Raw genomic sequence first — 15,028 nt, forward strand, 5'->3', positions numbered from 1 at the left:
GACGAAGTCAAATTGAGGTGTCACTATGTCCCCAGCCTAATAGGGCAGGGAGAGAGAGATTGCGGTATCACCTCGCTTGGGCGGCAGCCCTTGCCGTGGCGTTTGGCACCGTGCCGGCGCAGGCCCATCACAGCATGGCAATGTTCGACCAGGCCAAGGTCGTGACTGTCACTGGAACCGTGAAGGAATTCCAGTGGACCAACCCCCATTGTTACATCCAGCTGATGGTCAAGGACACCAAGGGCATTTCGAAGGAGTGGAGCATGGAGATGGGCGCGCCCATGTATCTCTATGCCAATGGCTGGCGGCCCAAATCGGTGAAGCCGGGCGATACGCTGAAGATATCGGTCAATCCGCTGCGCAATGGCGATCCCGGTGGGGTGGTGCTGGATGTGACGACGTCTGACGGCAAGAAGCTGGGGAAGAAGGCCTGATGCGGCGCGCCGGGCCTGTTCTGGCCGCCCTGCTGATCGCCGGGGCCGCCATTCCCGCCGCTGCCGAACCGGCTTCGCCCCAGCAGCGCGAGGCGGCCTTCGCCAGGTTGCCCTATTGGGATGGGCTGTGGCTGACTGAAGATGACGAGACGACCATCGGGGGGCTTTCCGCTGCGGCGCAGGAAGCGAAGGAATCCGGGGAAGCAAGCCCAACGCTAGACATCATGAAGCTGATCGGCTTCGACGCCCCCTGGAACGAGGAGGGCAAGCGCCGCCAGTCAGAGCGGATGAAGACCCAGGGCAATCGCAAGGCTGATGGCTGGGGCTATCCGATGATGATGAACGGCGCAGCGCCGATCCAGTTTCTCATCACGCCTGAAGAAGTGCTGATCATCAACGCCTATCGCGATGTCCGCCACGTCTACACGGACGGGCGCAACCATCCGGGTGAGGACGACATCTGGGCTACCGTATGGGGCGATGCCATCGGCCATTGGCAAGGCGATACGCTGGTGATCGACACGGTGGCGGTGAAGAACCCCAACAGCTTCTTCCACACCGCGCCGCCGCTTTCGGAAGAGGCCCACTATGTGGAGCGTATCCGTATGGTCTCGCCCGACAGGATCGAGGCGGAAATGACCATCGAAGATCCGGTTACTCTGGCGGCGCCCTGGAAAGTGAATCTGGCCTGGGTGCGGGCAGAAGGCTTCGACCGGATGATCCACGACAATTACGACAATGACCGCACTGGTTTCGACGGGGAATTCAATACGATCGAGCCGACTTCCGACGGACAGTGAGAAGTACGGCAGGGGGAGAAGAGCATGACAAAGCGCATCACCATGGCCCTTGCGGCTGTTCTCGCCATGGCTGCCGTGCCGGCACAGGCGCAATTGCTGGCGGGTGAGAAGGAAGCCTCCGTTGCCGCCATTCCCGGGGTAATTGCGGCCGGTGCGAAGTGGGAACTCGTCTGGGCAGACTTCATGACGGCGGACGGGATGACCGGTACGGAGGACGGCGGCATCCTCTTCGCGCAGGAACAGAGCAATTCGGTCCGCAAACTTGCACCGGACGGCAAGGCCTATGTCTGGATGCCCGATGTGGCGGGGGCAGGTGCCGTCTCCATCGATGCGGCGGGGCGTGTTTTCGCAGTGGAGCGGACCTGCACCGATCCCGGCCTGCACATGCCCTCCTGCCCGGAACTGACCCGCGTGGTGCAACTGGCGCCCGAGCGGCGGATGCTGGCCAACAGCTTCGCCGATGGACGCCCGCTGGGCCGCCTGAACGACCTGCTTGCGGACGGGCAGGGCGGGGCGTTTTTCACCCAGACGGGCCTGTTTCACGTCAGCGCAGCGGGAAAGGTGAGTGTGGTGGCAGAGAAGGTGGATTCCTTCACCAATGGGCTGGCGCTCAGCCCGGATGGGAAAGTGCTCTACGTCACGGACAAGGAGAAGGTGTTGGCCTTCGATGTCGGCAAGGATGGCACCACCGCAAACCGCCGTGTCTTCGCCACGCTTTCGGGCGAGGAGAAAGGCTTCGGCGGCGATGGGCTGGCCGTGGACGCGGAAGGGCGGCTTTACGTGACCGGCGATGCCGGCATCCATGTGCTGGACCGGGCCGGCAAGGCACTGGGCGTGATCCCCGTGCCGCGCCGGGCAATAACCGCGGCCTTTGCCGGGCCTGACCGCAAGACGCTGTATGTCGGGACGATGGGCGCGGTGGGGCCGGACGGGAAGGCGTGGACCACGCCGGAAGGTGTCCGCAATGTCGCCATGACGATCTATCGTGTGCCGATGCTGGCGGCAGGGCCTGCGGACCGGCCGAAATAGCCCTTGCGGAAGCTCAGGGCTGGCGCATCACGATCCGGACCATGCCGTGCATTGCCTCGGCCCGGACGAGCGGATTGCCGTCTGCATCGCTGACTGTGAAGGCTGGGCGGGAGGATGAGGGGGGCTGATCCTCGATCGCAAGGCCTGCATCGCGATAATATCCGCGCACACGGGCCATGGCGGCATCGGAATTGGCGAGCATGATATGCGCCTCGCAGGTGCGTTTGCCCTGCTCGTCATCATTCAGCTTGAGGTCGATCCTGGGTTCGCTCTCGTCGTGATGGAGCATGATCCAGTAATCGCCCGGCGCAGCTTCGGCATAGAAACCCTTGGCGACCCAGCCTTTCACCACTTCCGATGTGAGCAGGCCTTCATCGTCCAGCACCGTGCCCTGAATGAAGGAGGGGCAGATGTCGCCCAGCGCAATGTCCAGTGCCTCCGGTTCTTCGGCCATGGCGGAAGTGCTTAGGCCAATGGCGCTCAGGATGGCGAGGGGCAGGAGGCGCATGGGGATTTCCGGCATGTGGAGGCCCAGGGGGCGGGGCTTTGCCGGTCAGCCTAGGCAGGTGGAGGAATGCAGGCAAAGAAAAAGGGCGCCGCAGCGGGCGCCCTTTGATCTTTTCAGCGAAAGGCAGGATCAGCCTTCCACATGTTCCGCCAGAACGGTGAGGCCGTTCACGCCCACTTCGGCAAAGCCGCCGCGGACCTTGATTTCCTCAGGCTGGCCACCCGCAGTGCGATAGACCTGCACGGCCCCGTCGCGGATGGTGGACATGAAGGGTGCGTGCCCTTCAAGCACGCCGAATTCGCCTTCCTCGCCGGGGACGACCACCATGTGGACGTCCTCGGAAAGGACCAGCTTGGCCGGCGTGACGAGTTCGAAGTGCAGAGCCATCTGCTTAAGCGTCCTCAGCCAGCTTCTTGGCCTTGGCGACCGCCTCGTCGATGCCGCCGACCATGTAGAACGCGGCTTCCGGCAGATGGTCGTATTCGCCGTCCACCACAGCCTTGAACGACTTGATGGTGTCTTCCAGCTGCACGAACTTGCCCGGGATACCGGTGAACACTTCGGCCACGTGGAACGGCTGCGAGAGGAAGCGCTGGATCTTGCGGGCGCGAGCCACGATCAGCTTATCTTCTTCCGACAGTTCGTCCATGCCCAGAATGGCGATGATGTCCTGCAGCGACTTGTACTTCTGCAGGGTTTCCTGAACGCGGCGGGCGGTTTCGTAGTGTTCCTGACCGACGACGCGCGGTTCGAGAACGCGGCTGGTCGAGTCCAGCGGGTCCACGGCCGGGTAGATGCCCAGTTCCGAGATCGCGCGCGACAGGGTGGTCGTGGCGTCAAGGTGAGCGAAGGAGGTCGCCGGAGCAGGGTCGGTAAGGTCGTCCGCGGGAACGTAGATGGCCTGCACCGAGGTGATCGAACCCTTGGTGGTGGAGGTAATGCGTTCCTGCAGCTGGCCCATGTCGGTCGACAGGGTCGGCTGGTAACCCACGGCCGAAGGAATACGGCCGAGAAGAGCAGACACTTCGGCGCCTGCCTGGGTGAAGCGGAAGATGTTGTCCACGAAGAACAGCACGTCCTGGCCTTCTTCGTCGCGGAAATATTCCGCCATGGTCAGGCCCGAGAGAGCCACGCGAGCGCGGGCGCCCGGGGGTTCGTTCATCTGGCCGAACACGAGAGCAACCTTGGAACCTTCCGAGGTCGCATTGCCTTCGGCGTCCTTGGCGATAACGCCGGCGTCGAGGAATTCGTGATAGAGGTCGTTACCTTCGCGGGTACGTTCACCCACGCCGGCGAACACGGACACGCCGCCGTGACCCTTGGCGATGTTGTTGATCAGTTCCTGGATCAGCACGGTCTTGCCCACGCCGGCGCCGCCGAACAGGCCGATCTTGCCGCCCTTTGCATAAGGAGCGAGAAGGTCGATGACCTTGATGCCCGTCACCAGAATGCTGGCTTCGGTCGACTGGTCGATGAAGGCGGGGGCTTCGGCGTGGATCGGCGAGAACTTGTCGGCGCCAACCGGGCCCATGTCGTCGATCGGTTCGCCGACGACGTTCAGGATGCGGCCGAGCGTCTTGGGGCCGACCGGCACCGAAATCTGCTTGCCGGTGTTGACCACCGGCTGGCCGCGGGTCAGGCCGTCCGTGCCGTCCATGGCGATGCAGCGCACGGTGTTTTCACCCAGGTGCTGGGCAACTTCGAGCACCAGCTTGGTTTCGCCGTTCTGGGTTTCCAGAGCGGAGAGAATGGCAGGCAGTTCGCCTTCGAAGGTCACGTCGACGACGGCGCCGATAACCTGGCTGATCGTGCCGCCCGCGGTGATGTTGGGCTTGCTCTTGGTCTTGGCTGCGGTGGCCATGTTCGTTTCCTTGCCTTTGATCTTTTAGAGCGCTTCAGCGCCAGCAATGATTTCGACGAGTTCGGTGGTAATCGCGGCCTGGCGGCTGCGGTTGTACTGGATGGTCAGCTTCTGGATCAGCTCGCCCGCGTTACGGGTGGCGTTGTCCATGGCAGTCATCGACGCGCCCTGTTCGGACGCTGCGATTTCCAGCAGCGCACCGAAGAGCTGGGTCTTCAGGTAGCGCGGCAGCAGCTCGGCGAGGATGGCTTCCTCATCCGGCTCGTATTCCACGACCGCACCGCCGGTGGCAGCGGCAGGCGCCGCTTCAGGAGTGGGGACCGGCATGATCTGCTGTTCGGTCGGGTCCTGGGCGAGGGCGGACTTGAACTTCGCATAGACGAGATGGGCGACGTCGAACTTGCCGGCTTCGTACATCGAAACCAGTTCGGTGGCGATCTTCTCGGCTTCTTCATAGCCCGGCTGGCGGACGTCCGAAGTGTCGAAATGGGCGGCGATCGCATCGGGGAAGTTGCGGCGGATGGGCGCACGGCCCTTCTTGCCGACGAGGAAGAATTCGACCTTCTTCCCTTCCGCGATCAGCTTCTTCGCCTTGGCGATGGCAGCCTTGACGATGTTGGAGTTCAGGCCGCCGCACAGGCCCTTGTCGGTGTTCACTACCACCAGCAGGTGGCGCTGATCCGAACCGGTGCCGGCCAACAGCTTGGGGCTGCTTTCGCTCACGGTGATGCGCGAGGCGAGCGAGCCCATCACCGTTGCCAGACGCTCCGCATAGGGGCGGGCGGCTTCGGCAGCCGCCTGCGCCTTGCGCAGCTTGGCCGCGGCGACCATCTGCTTGGCCTTGGTGATCTTCTGGGTCGACTTGACCGAGTTGATGCGGCCCTTGAGTTCCTTAAGGCTGGCCATGACGGCTCCCTATTAGTCCCGTTGGGGCTCAGGCGAACTGCTTGGCGAAAGCGTCGAGCGCAGCGACGGTCTTTGCCTTTGCCTCGTCACCGAATTCCTTGGTGTCGCGGATCAGGCCGAGGACGTCGGCATGGCTCTGGCGCATGAAGCTTAGCATTTCGGCTTCGTAACGGGTCACGTCGGCAACGGGGATGCTGTCGAGATAGCCGTTGGTGCCGGCGAAGATCGAAACGGTCTGCTCTTCGAAGGGCAGCGGGCTGAACTGGGGCTGCTTGAGCAGCTCGGTCAGGCGCGCACCGCGGTTGAGCAACTTCTGCGTAGCGGCATCGAGGTCCGAGCCGAACTGCGCGAAGGCAGCCATTTCACGATACTGGGCCAGCTCCAGCTTGATCGAGCCGGCGACCTTCTTCATCGCCTTCGTCTGGGCCGAACCGCCCACGCGGGACACCGAGAGACCGACGTTGATCGCCGGACGGATGCCCTGGTAGAACAGGCCGGTTTCGAGGAAGATCTGGCCGTCGGTGATCGAGATCACGTTGGTCGGAATATAGGCCGACACGTCGCCCGCCTGCGTTTCGATGATCGGCAGGGCGGTCAGTGAACCGGCGCCGTTATCGTCGTTCATCTTCGCGGCGCGTTCGAGCAGTCGCGAGTGGAGATAGAACACGTCGCCCGGATAGGCTTCACGGCCCGGCGGGCGGCGGAGCAGCAGCGACATCTGGCGATAGGCAACGGCCTGCTTGGAAAGGTCGTCATACACGATCACGGCATGCATGCCGTTGTCGCGGAAGAATTCGCCCATGGCGGCGCCGGTGTAGGGCGCGAGATACTGGAGCGGAGCCGGTTCCGAAGCGGTAGCGGCCACCACGATGGAATATTCCATCGCGCCGTTTTCTTCGAGCTGGCGCACGATCTGGGCCACGGTGGAGCGCTTCTGACCCACGGCGACGTAGATGCAGTAGAGCTTCTTGGATTCGTCGGTGCCCTGGTTGACTTCCTTCTGGTTGATGAAGGTGTCGATGGCGACGGCGGTCTTGCCGGTCTGACGGTCACCGATGATCAGTTCGCGCTGGCCGCGGCCGACGGGCACGAGGGCGTCAATCGCCTTCAGGCCGGTCTGCACGGGTTCGTGCACCGACTTGCGGGGGATGATGCCAGGAGCCTTGGATTCGACGCGGGCACGCTTGTCGGCAACGATCGGGCCCTTGCCGTCGATCGGGTTGCCCAGCGCGTCGACCACGCGGCCCAGCAGGCCCTTGCCCACCGGAACGTCCACGATGGTGCCGGTGCGCTTGACGGTGTCGCCTTCCTTGATGTTGGCGTCCGAACCGAAGATCACGGCGCCGACATTGTCGGCTTCGAGGTTGAGGGCCATGCCCTGTACGCCATTGGCGAATTCGACCATTTCGCCAGCCTGAACGCTGTCGAGGCCGTGGATGCGGGCGATACCGTCACCGACCGAAAGGACGGAGCCGACTTCGCTGACCTGCGCTTCGGTGCCGAAATTGGCGATCTGGTCCTTGATGACCTTGGAGATTTCTGCGGCGCGGATTTCCATGTTCAGCCTTTCATCGCGTTCGCGAGGGAATTGAGACGGGTGCGGATCGAGCTGTCGATGCGCTTGGAACCGATCGTGACCACCAGGCCACCGAGCAGTTCAGGATCGACGCTGGTGCGGATCTTGACGTTGCGGCCTTCGCGGGCCTTGAGCTTCTTTTCCAGCGCATCCACCTGATCGGTGCTCAGCGCATGGGCGCTGGTCACTTCGGCAGTCACTTCGCCGCGCTGGGCGGAAGCGATCGCGTGGAAGGCGCGGATAATGGCGGGCAGTTCGCCAAGGCGGCGATTGGCGGCCAGAACGCCCATGAAATTGGCAGTGAGCTTGTCCAGCTTCATAGCCGCGGCGAGGGCGGCCATGGCCTTGCCCAGATCGCTGCGGCTCACTTCCGGGTTGCGGATGAGCGCGGCCAGTTCGGCCGATTCGTTGAGGGCGGCAGCCAGCGCATCAAGGTCGGATTCGACCGCGCTGATATTGCCTGCCTCCGACGAGAGGTCGAACAGGGCCGACGCATAACGCCCGGCGAGGCTAGCCTGAATTCCGGCGGAAATCTCCACTCGCGAAGGTCCTTTTGGGTCCGAAGAAACGGTAAACTATACCCAGCCCAAACGAGGCCCCCGAAGGTGCCCCCAGCTAGGTTGGCGCGCGACTAGCACCGGCATTCCTACAACGCAACCCGAGTCGACCCCCGTTTTAGACAGGCAGGGCAAGCTGCCCGTTTCGGGGTGCCTTATTGTGCCGGGTGGCAATCGTAGATCACGCGTTCATTCGGCTGGCCGGGCAGGAGAGAGAAGATCGCGGCCTGATTGTTGCCCAGCGCGGCAATCTCCTGCGGCGAGGCACCGCATTGCGGAGCTTCGAATTCCGCGCGCGCCTTGCGCAGGGCATCCATCGCATCGTGCGCCAGCAGATAGCGTTCCACTCTATATTCATGCGTGGCGGGATCGAATGAATTCACCGAGACGGCTGCCTCGTCATTGGGAACGAGGATGCGTGACCATTTGCCGTCGCGCTGGCCATATTGCGTGCGCCCGTTGACGCAGCCCTGATCGGTCCAGGTGAAGGGAATGTCATCGGTGGCGATGCTGGTGATGCGGCTGCGATCGACATTCACCACACAGACCAGCCGCGCGGCGCCTCCGGCGGTTCCCGTTACAGTGGCAGGCGTTTGCTTGCCCCGTTCGGCCATGGCTTCCTTATCCAGCACTGCGGCCACACGGTCTTCCACATCGGTAAAGGATGGGCGGCTGATCCAGGTGACCAGCGCCGCCGCCAGGGCCAGCGCCGAAGCGGCGGCGGCGATCTTCATCGGGCCGATCTTGCCTTCATCCCGCTCGCGCATGGTAACAAAGCCGCCGGCCACGCCGCAGATGATGAGCATGATCGTGAGCATGATCGCGTTTTCGCGTTCCGCGATGATCGCGAATTCCTGTTCGCGCTGCACTTCTTCGGATCGGGCGGCGAGGCGGGCGGCGCGGGCCTGTTGCTGCTGGACGGCGGCCAGCTTCTCTCGCTCTGCACGGGCTCGTTCCGCCGCGTCGAGTTCGGCCAGCGAGCGGCAGGGCAGGCCGTTGACCTGCGGAGTGATCCCGCTGTCGCGCAGGAAGGGCAGCAATTCGCGCGTGGAGACAGCGAAGTAGAATTCCGAATCGGTCCCGTCGCTTTCCGCGCCGAAACTGTTCACCCCTACAACTCGCCCGCAATTGTCGAGCAGCGGGCCGCCGCTGCTGCCCTTGCCGATGGGGGCGGTGTGCAGCAGCGTATCGAAATCGCGCGTGGGGCGCGCGCCCGAAAGGAAGCCGCGGCTCTTTACCGGGGGTTGTGCCTTGAAGATGTCGTTCACGCCAAGGCCCTGCGCGCGGTCCACGTTCATCGGATAGCCGACCGACGTTACCGGGCCGGAATCGGTGTCGATCGTGCCGGAGATGGTCAGCGGCGGCAGTTTGAGCGGAACGGTGGTGGACAGCAGGGCAAGATCGTTGCGCGGTGAGAAGGCCGTGATCTTGCCATAGACTACCTTGCCCCCGTCGGACGGGACGATGGCGATGGACAGGTCGCGATCGGCGCGGGCTTCTTCCACCACATGGGCGTTGGTGACGATCCGTTCCGGCGTAACCGCAAAGCCGGTGCCGTGGGAGACGGGGAAGGCCCCGCCATTATCGTCACCGATAATGATGACGCGCACCACGCCGCGCGAAGCAGCGTCAATATCGGCTGGGTCGGCATTGGCCGCGGTGGAGAGCTGGAGCAGCGTCAGCCCAAGGCATAGAGCCAGCGCATGGCGCAAAAAGCGGAGGGCGGACATAGAGTTAATTTCGCATTCGCTCCGCCGGGTTGCAAGGCGCTTTGACGGCTGACTTGTCGCCGGACGCGGATTATGTCGCATTCACCTGAACCGAAGAGGAACGGCTTAACCGTGAAACGCCTGCTGCCGCTGCTTGCCCTGCCTGTGCTCATCCTTCCCGCCGTGGCTTCCGCCCAGCAAGGCGCAGCGCGCTTTTCCATCGGCGAGCAGATGTTTCGCCTGCCCGTGCCGACCGGCTATTGCGCGCCGGAAGGGGAGATGAAGCAGCAGACCGAACAGGTGGCCGATGCGGATGTGGCGAACATCACCGTGGGCACCTGGCTGGCTTGCACGGGGGCGGGCATTTCCCAGCCGGTCGAACGCTATGCCATCGTCCGCTCCAGCCGCCGACTGTCGGACGATCTCTATGAGAAAGAGCCGACGCTGGCCGAATGGGAGGCGCTCTATCGCCGGATGGCCCAAAGCAGGGCGAATGCGCAGGCAATGGACGAGGCAGAGGCTGCTGGCGAGAAGGCACTCGGTCAGCGGACCGAGATGGAACTGGCCGATGCCAGTTTGATCGAGCGCGACGGAGATTGCGTCTATAATGGCGAAGCCGTGGGCGCTGGGCAGCCCGATGCCACGGCGCAGGGCATGATCATGACCTGCCTCACCGTGCGGGGACAGAAGATCTTCACTGTGACGTTGTATGATTTCAGTGGGTCGGGCAGTTTGGCGCCGATGAAGGATCGCGCTCGCGCCATCGCTTTGACGATTGAGCCGGTGACGCCCTGAGAGATTTCAGGCAGTTCGATTAGCATCAGGTCGTGTTCGCCCGGTTCGGCGATTCGCGGCAAAGGGGGACGAATTCATGAAATCGCTGCATCTGCTGGCTCTGGCCGCTTTCGCTGTCACTTCCTTGCCGGCCCATGCGGAAGAGGCCGGGCCGGTCACATCCTTCCGGATCGGGCTTGAACAGCTCGAAATGCCGATCCCGCAAGGCTATTGCCTGCCGCAAGGCAATGAGGAAGCGGCATCCCAGCTTCTTGCCGCAGCCGATTACGACAATGTCACGCTTGCGCATTTCCATGCCTGCGGGCGCAACCCGGCTGTGTCGGCTTACGACGACTATATTCTGCTCAAGACGCCGAAGGCCGTGCTGGCGCTCACTCTGCCTCGGGAAGAATTCCTCGATGTGCTGGATGCAGAATCGAACAAGCCGGGCGCCAATATATTCGACGCGGCGATGCGCGCCCAGGTCGAGGCGGAAATGGGCGAAGTTATGGGCACTGCGCCGAAACTGGCATTCGAGATCGAATATCTCGGGCGTGACGAGGATTGCGTCTATCTGATCGGGCATGGGGACGTCAGCATCGACGATGTCCAGACCAAGCGGGGCCTGATGGTCGCCTGCATGGCTGTGACGCAAGGCAAGATGTTTGCGGTCTATTCCTATCGGTTCGCTGCGGGCGATACCGTGGAAGGGCTGAAGGCGCAGACCCGTGCCATCGCCGTCTCGGTAAGGGCCAAGGCGGAATAGGCGGAGCGTATGCCGCAGGTTTGAGCGCAAGAAACGGGACGCATTCGCAGGGCCTCTGGCATAAGGTGCGTCCATGGAAATCACCGACGCTTCTTCCCTTGAGGCCATGCAGGCAGCCTTTGCCGCGCGCGACCGCTCGCAGGACGGCCGCTTCGTGGTCGCGGTGAAGAGCACGGGTATCTATTGCCGCCCAAGCTGCCCCGCGCGGCGCCCCCGACCGGAGAACACCAGCTTCTATCCTGACGAAGCGAGCGCCGAGGCTGCAGGCTTCCGCCCCTGCAAGCGGTGCAAGCCTGACGAGGCAGCGCGCGACGGGCGGGCGGTTCTGGCGGCTGTTGAGGCGATCCGGCAGGCGGATGTGCCGCCGGGCCTTGAGGCGCTGGGCAGGCTGACCGGCTATTCGCCCGCCCATTTCCAGCGCGTGTTCAAGCGGATGACTGGCCTGTCGCCCGCTGCCTATGCCCGCGCCTTGCGTGAGGAGCGTGCGCGAGAGGCGCTGACCGGCGGAGACCGGGTTGCCGATGCGATTTACGAAGCGGGGTTCGAAGCACCCTCGCGCTTCTATGATTCACTGAAGGGCAGGCTGGGCATGGCGCCATCGGCATGGAGCAAAGGCGGGGAAGGCGTGACGATCCGCTGGGCCGTGGTGGAAACGACGATTGCGCCCATGCTGGTCGCCGCGACGGACAAAGGCGTGTGCCGCCTGTCTTTCAACGAAGGCATGGCGGAACTGCGCGCGATCTTCCCGGCCGCCGATCTGGTGGAAGGCGGGGAGGAGTTTGCCGCATTGCTCGGCCGGGTGATTGCCGTGGTGGAGGCCCCGGGCGGCGGGCAGGACATTCCGCTGGACGTCAAAGGCACGGCCTTTCAGGAAGCCGTATGGCGGGAATTGCGCCGAATCCCGGCAGGCGAGACGCGGTCCTATGCCGAAATCGCCGCGGCTGCGGGCAATCCCAAGGCTGTACGCGCGGCGGGCGGGGCCAATGGGGCGAATAATGTTGCCGTGCTGATCCCCTGCCACCGCGTCGTGCGGACGGACGGCTCCATCGGCGGATATGCCTATGGCACGGCGATCAAACAGGAATTGCTGGCGCGCGAACGCGGTTGAGGCCGTGCGTTTCGCCTACACGAAGCTGTAGGGATCGATATCCACGCTCACCCGCACGCCGACGGGAAATTTGAGCGAGCCGAGCCATTCGCGGATCACGTCCTGCAACTGGGCTGAACGGCGCGCATTGATGAGCAGACGGTGGCGATAACGGCCCCTAAGGAGGCTCAAAGGCGCCGGAGCAGGGCCGAGGATCTGCACATCGGCCACATTGGGGCGGGTCGCGCCGATCTGCCTGGCGGCCTCGCGCGCTTCGTTTTCATCCTCGCTCGAAACGATGATCGCAGCCCAGCGGCCGAAGGGCGGGGCGCCGGCATGGCGACGGGCCTCTGCCTCTGCTTCGTAAAAGGCGTCGCGATCTCCGGCGGCGAGGGCGGCGATCACGGCAGCCTCTGGGTGGCGGGTCTGGATGATGACCTCGCCCCGCTTTTCCCCGCGCCCGGCACGCCCTGCCACCTGGGCGACTTGCTGATATGTCCGCTCCGCCGCGCGCAGATCGCCGCCTTCAAGGCCCAGATCGGCATCGACCACGCCCACCAGCGTCAGTTCCGGAAAGTGGAACCCCTTGGTGACGAGTTGGGTGCCAACGATGACGTCCACCGCGCCTTCTTCCACCGAACCGACGAAATTGGCGATCTTCTCGGGCGAGTTCAGCGTGTCGGAAGTGGCGATGGCTACGCGTGCTTCTGGCAGGATTTCCGCCACTTCATCGGCAATGCGTTCCACCCCCGGCCCGCAGGCGACAAGGCAATCCGGCTCCCCGCATTCGGGGCAGGCATCGGGCGTGGCGGTTTCATGCCCGCAATGGTGGCAGGCAAGGCGACGGGACAGGCGGTGCTCCACCAGCCAGGCGCTGCAATTGGGGCACTGGAAGCGATAGCCGCAATGTCGGCACAGGGTCAGCGGCGCATAGCCGCGCCGGTTGAGGAACAGCAGCGACTGTTCGCCCCGTTCCAGCCGTACCTTCAGTTCTTCCACCAGCCGGGGCGCCAGCCAGCGGCCGCGCTCTGGCGCTTCCTTCGTCAGGTCCAGCGTCTCGATATCCGGCAGTTCCGCCCCGCCGAAGCGGCTGGGCAGGTCCAGCTTCTCGTAAATCCCGGCCTCGGCCATCTGCAGGCTTTCCAGCGCGGGCGTGGCGCTGGCAAGGATGACCGGAATCTGCTCGAACCGGGCGCGCATCACGGCAACGTCGCGGGCATTATAGCGCACGCCATCATCCTGCTTGAAGCTCACCTCATGCGCCTCGTCCACCACGATCAGGCCGAGATTGGCATAGGGCAGGAACAGGGCGGAACGGGCGCCGACCACCACCTGCGCCGTGCCCGCCGCAATCGCCCGCCACGCCCGGCGGCGCTCGGTCGATTTCAGCGCGGAATGCCAGGTGATGGGAGGGGCACCGAAGCGATCCTCGAACCGCCGCAGGAAGGCCTCCGTCAGGGCGATTTCCGGCAGCAGCACCAGCACTTGCCGGCCCTTCTTCAGGGCTTCGGCCATGCCTTCGAAATAGGTTTCCGTCTTGCCCGATCCGGTCACGCCATCCAGCAGGAAGGGCGCGAAACCGCCTTCGCTCACAGCGCCCGCGAAACGGTCCGCCACTTCGCGCTGGGCGGGGGAAAGGGAGGGCAGATGGAAATCCGCATGGGCGCGCTCGAACGGCCGGTCGCAATCGACCTCCACAGGTTCCAGCACGCCCTGATTGACCAGGCCGCGCAGCACCCCTTCGGAAACACCCGCAATTCCCGCCAGTTCGCGGATCGTTGCCTGTTCGCCCTGCAGCGCGTCAATCGCGGCCTCGCGCTGGGGCGTCATCCGTTCCGGCGTCTGGTCGGTCAGGCGATATTCGGTCATCGTCGCCGGGCCTTTCAGGGCACCGCCACTGGAAAGCACCATCCGCGCGACCGAGGCGGGATGGGCGCAATAATAATCCGCCGTCCATTCGATGAGCCGCCGCAGGCTCTCCTTCAGCGGCGGTACGGGCAGCTTGCCCAGCAGCGGGCGCAGTTTTGCATCCGGCACCTCGTCGGCAGGCAGCCGGTCTTTCTCCCACACGATGCCGATGATCTGGCGCGGGCCAAGCGGGGCGGCCACCACCGTTCCGGGCGGCGCGTCCATTCCTTCGGGCAGCCGATAGTCCAGCGGGCCGAGAGCGGCGTTGAAGTGAAGAATTCTGACACGGTTCATGGTGGCGGAACTGTAATGGGCGTGGCAGGCTGTCACGGCAAGTAAGGTGAGGACGGGAAATGAGGACAAGGCTGGCAAGACGGGCATTTCTGGGCGGAACCGCGGCGGCGATGCTGCTGACATTGCCCGGCTGCGAAAGCATGCAGCGTTACAGTCTGGTGGAAGCCGTGCGGCGCCTGCTGTTCCTTGCGCAGGCCAACGCCTTTGCCCGGCTGATGGCGCCCGGCGGCTTCTGGGATAATCAGCTTACCCGACTGCCTCTGCCCGATGTGCTCGGCTCGCGCGGCAATATCCTCACCAGCATCCTCACTTCGGTGGTGTTCAAGGAACGCCTCCAGCGTGAATTCAACAAGGTGGCCGAACGCGGCGCCCGCCGTGCGGCGCCCATGGTGGCCGATGCTGTGAAGGTGATCGGCATCGCCAATGCCAAGGCCCTGCTGGAAGGCGGGCCGACCGCCGCCACCGGTTATCTGCGCGGGCAGATGGCGGGCAGCCTGATCGAGGCAATGTCGCCCGAACTGGCTGACGCCCTGCGCATCTCGCAGGAACCCTTGGTGGGCGAGGCGCTGGCCAAGCTGACCGGCGTGGACGTGGCAGGCGTGGCCCACCAGTTCGCGGGCGAGGTTGACGATGCGATCTGGGCCGAAATGGGCCGCGAGGAAGCCGCAATCCGCGCCGATCCGCGCAGCACGAAAGACCCGATGCTGATCGCTGTGCTGACGGCCACGTCGTAGAGATCAGGCGCTGACCTTCAAACTTCCAAACTTCGTCATTCCCGCGAAGGCGGGAATCCAGAGGCAACCGCTGGAACTGGATTCC

At 64.0% G+C, this 15,028-nt stretch carries 15 protein-coding genes; 7 read left to right on the top strand and 8 right to left on the bottom strand.

What is annotated here, in order from left to right; translation table 11 throughout:
* The first annotated feature begins 95 nt into the window (after positions 1 to 95).
* Genes SZ64_RS02715 through SZ64_RS02725 form a run of 3 tightly spaced genes read left to right on the top strand, consistent with a single transcriptional unit; the run spans position 96 to position 2,263 of the window.
* Positions 96 to 434 (top strand): DUF6152 family protein, encoded by a 339-nt coding sequence (locus SZ64_RS02715; RefSeq protein ID WP_054529425.1) that lies wholly within the window; start codon positions 96 to 98, stop codon positions 432 to 434.
* The gene (locus SZ64_RS02720) at positions 434 to 1,234 is read left to right on the top strand and encodes a hypothetical protein (RefSeq protein ID WP_054529426.1); all 801 of its coding nucleotides are present in this window, start codon (positions 434 to 436) and stop codon (positions 1,232 to 1,234) included. The genes SZ64_RS02715 and SZ64_RS02720 overlap by 1 nt, the downstream gene beginning before the upstream one ends.
* A gap of 24 nt (positions 1,235 to 1,258) precedes the next feature.
* A complete protein-coding gene (locus SZ64_RS02725) occupies positions 1,259 to 2,263 on the top strand; it encodes an SMP-30/gluconolactonase/LRE family protein (RefSeq protein WP_054529427.1) in 1,005 nt (334 codons plus the stop codon).
* Between the two features lie 13 nt (positions 2,264 to 2,276).
* Here the strand turns inward: SZ64_RS02725 and SZ64_RS02730 are convergent, their stop codons facing one another.
* The 7 genes from SZ64_RS02730 to SZ64_RS02760 form a co-directional block, all read right to left on the bottom strand.
* Positions 2,277 to 2,771 carry a hypothetical protein gene (locus tag SZ64_RS02730; RefSeq protein WP_054529428.1) on the bottom strand — a complete coding sequence of 165 codons (495 nt, stop codon included), beginning with the start codon at positions 2,769 to 2,771 and terminating at the stop codon, positions 2,277 to 2,279.
* Between the two features lie 129 nt (positions 2,772 to 2,900).
* Positions 2,901 to 3,158 carry an ATP synthase F1 subunit epsilon gene (locus SZ64_RS02735; protein WP_054529429.1) on the bottom strand — a complete coding sequence of 86 codons (258 nt, stop codon included), beginning with the start codon at positions 3,156 to 3,158 and terminating at the stop codon, positions 2,901 to 2,903.
* Between the two features lie 4 nt (positions 3,159 to 3,162).
* The gene (gene atpD, locus SZ64_RS02740) at positions 3,163 to 4,632 is read right to left on the bottom strand and encodes a F0F1 ATP synthase subunit beta (RefSeq protein ID WP_054529430.1); all 1,470 of its coding nucleotides are present in this window, start codon (positions 4,630 to 4,632) and stop codon (positions 3,163 to 3,165) included.
* A 24-nt stretch (positions 4,633 to 4,656) separates the two neighbouring features.
* Positions 4,657 to 5,538, bottom strand: coding sequence for a F0F1 ATP synthase subunit gamma (locus SZ64_RS02745; RefSeq protein WP_054529431.1), 882 nt, complete (start codon positions 5,536 to 5,538; stop codon positions 4,657 to 4,659).
* A gap of 28 nt (positions 5,539 to 5,566) precedes the next feature.
* Complete coding sequence (gene atpA / locus SZ64_RS02750; RefSeq protein WP_054529432.1) at positions 5,567 to 7,096, bottom strand: F0F1 ATP synthase subunit alpha; 1,530 nt, start codon at positions 7,094 to 7,096, stop codon at positions 5,567 to 5,569.
* Positions 7,097 to 7,098: 2 nt separating this feature from the next.
* Complete coding sequence (locus SZ64_RS02755; RefSeq protein WP_054529433.1) at positions 7,099 to 7,653, bottom strand: F0F1 ATP synthase subunit delta; 555 nt, start codon at positions 7,651 to 7,653, stop codon at positions 7,099 to 7,101.
* Positions 7,654 to 7,826: 173 nt separating this feature from the next.
* Positions 7,827 to 9,401: a serine protease gene (locus tag SZ64_RS02760; protein WP_082384413.1), complete on the bottom strand. Its 1,575-nt coding sequence runs from the start codon at positions 9,399 to 9,401 to the stop codon at positions 7,827 to 7,829.
* A gap of 111 nt (positions 9,402 to 9,512) precedes the next feature.
* Here SZ64_RS02760 and SZ64_RS02765 point away from each other — a divergent pair, with 111 nt between their 5' ends.
* From SZ64_RS02765 to SZ64_RS02775, 3 genes are all read left to right on the top strand, one after another.
* On the top strand, positions 9,513 to 10,175 hold the full coding sequence (locus SZ64_RS02765) for a hypothetical protein (protein ID WP_054529434.1): 663 nt from the start codon (positions 9,513 to 9,515) through the stop codon (positions 10,173 to 10,175).
* A 76-nt stretch (positions 10,176 to 10,251) separates the two neighbouring features.
* Entirely contained in the window at positions 10,252 to 10,920 is a 669-nt protein-coding gene (locus SZ64_RS02770; protein WP_054529435.1) for a hypothetical protein, read from the top strand.
* A gap of 73 nt (positions 10,921 to 10,993) precedes the next feature.
* A complete protein-coding gene (locus SZ64_RS02775) occupies positions 10,994 to 12,028 on the top strand; it encodes a methylated-DNA--[protein]-cysteine S-methyltransferase (protein WP_054529436.1) in 1,035 nt (344 codons plus the stop codon).
* Between the two features lie 15 nt (positions 12,029 to 12,043).
* Here the strand turns inward: SZ64_RS02775 and SZ64_RS02780 are convergent, their stop codons facing one another.
* Positions 12,044 to 14,209, bottom strand: a complete 2,166-nt coding sequence (locus SZ64_RS02780) for a primosomal protein N' (protein ID WP_054529437.1) — start codon at positions 14,207 to 14,209, stop codon at positions 12,044 to 12,046.
* 59 nt (positions 14,210 to 14,268) lie between these two features.
* On the opposite strand from SZ64_RS02780, the gene SZ64_RS02785 reads away from it, so the two are divergent.
* Positions 14,269 to 14,943: a DUF4197 domain-containing protein gene (locus SZ64_RS02785; protein WP_054529438.1), complete on the top strand. Its 675-nt coding sequence runs from the start codon at positions 14,269 to 14,271 to the stop codon at positions 14,941 to 14,943.
* Positions 14,944 to 15,028 lie beyond the last annotated feature (85 nt).

The organism is Erythrobacter sp. SG61-1L (assembly GCF_001305965.1).
In the GTDB taxonomy this organism is placed as follows: Bacteria; Pseudomonadota; Alphaproteobacteria; order Sphingomonadales; family Sphingomonadaceae; genus Andeanibacterium.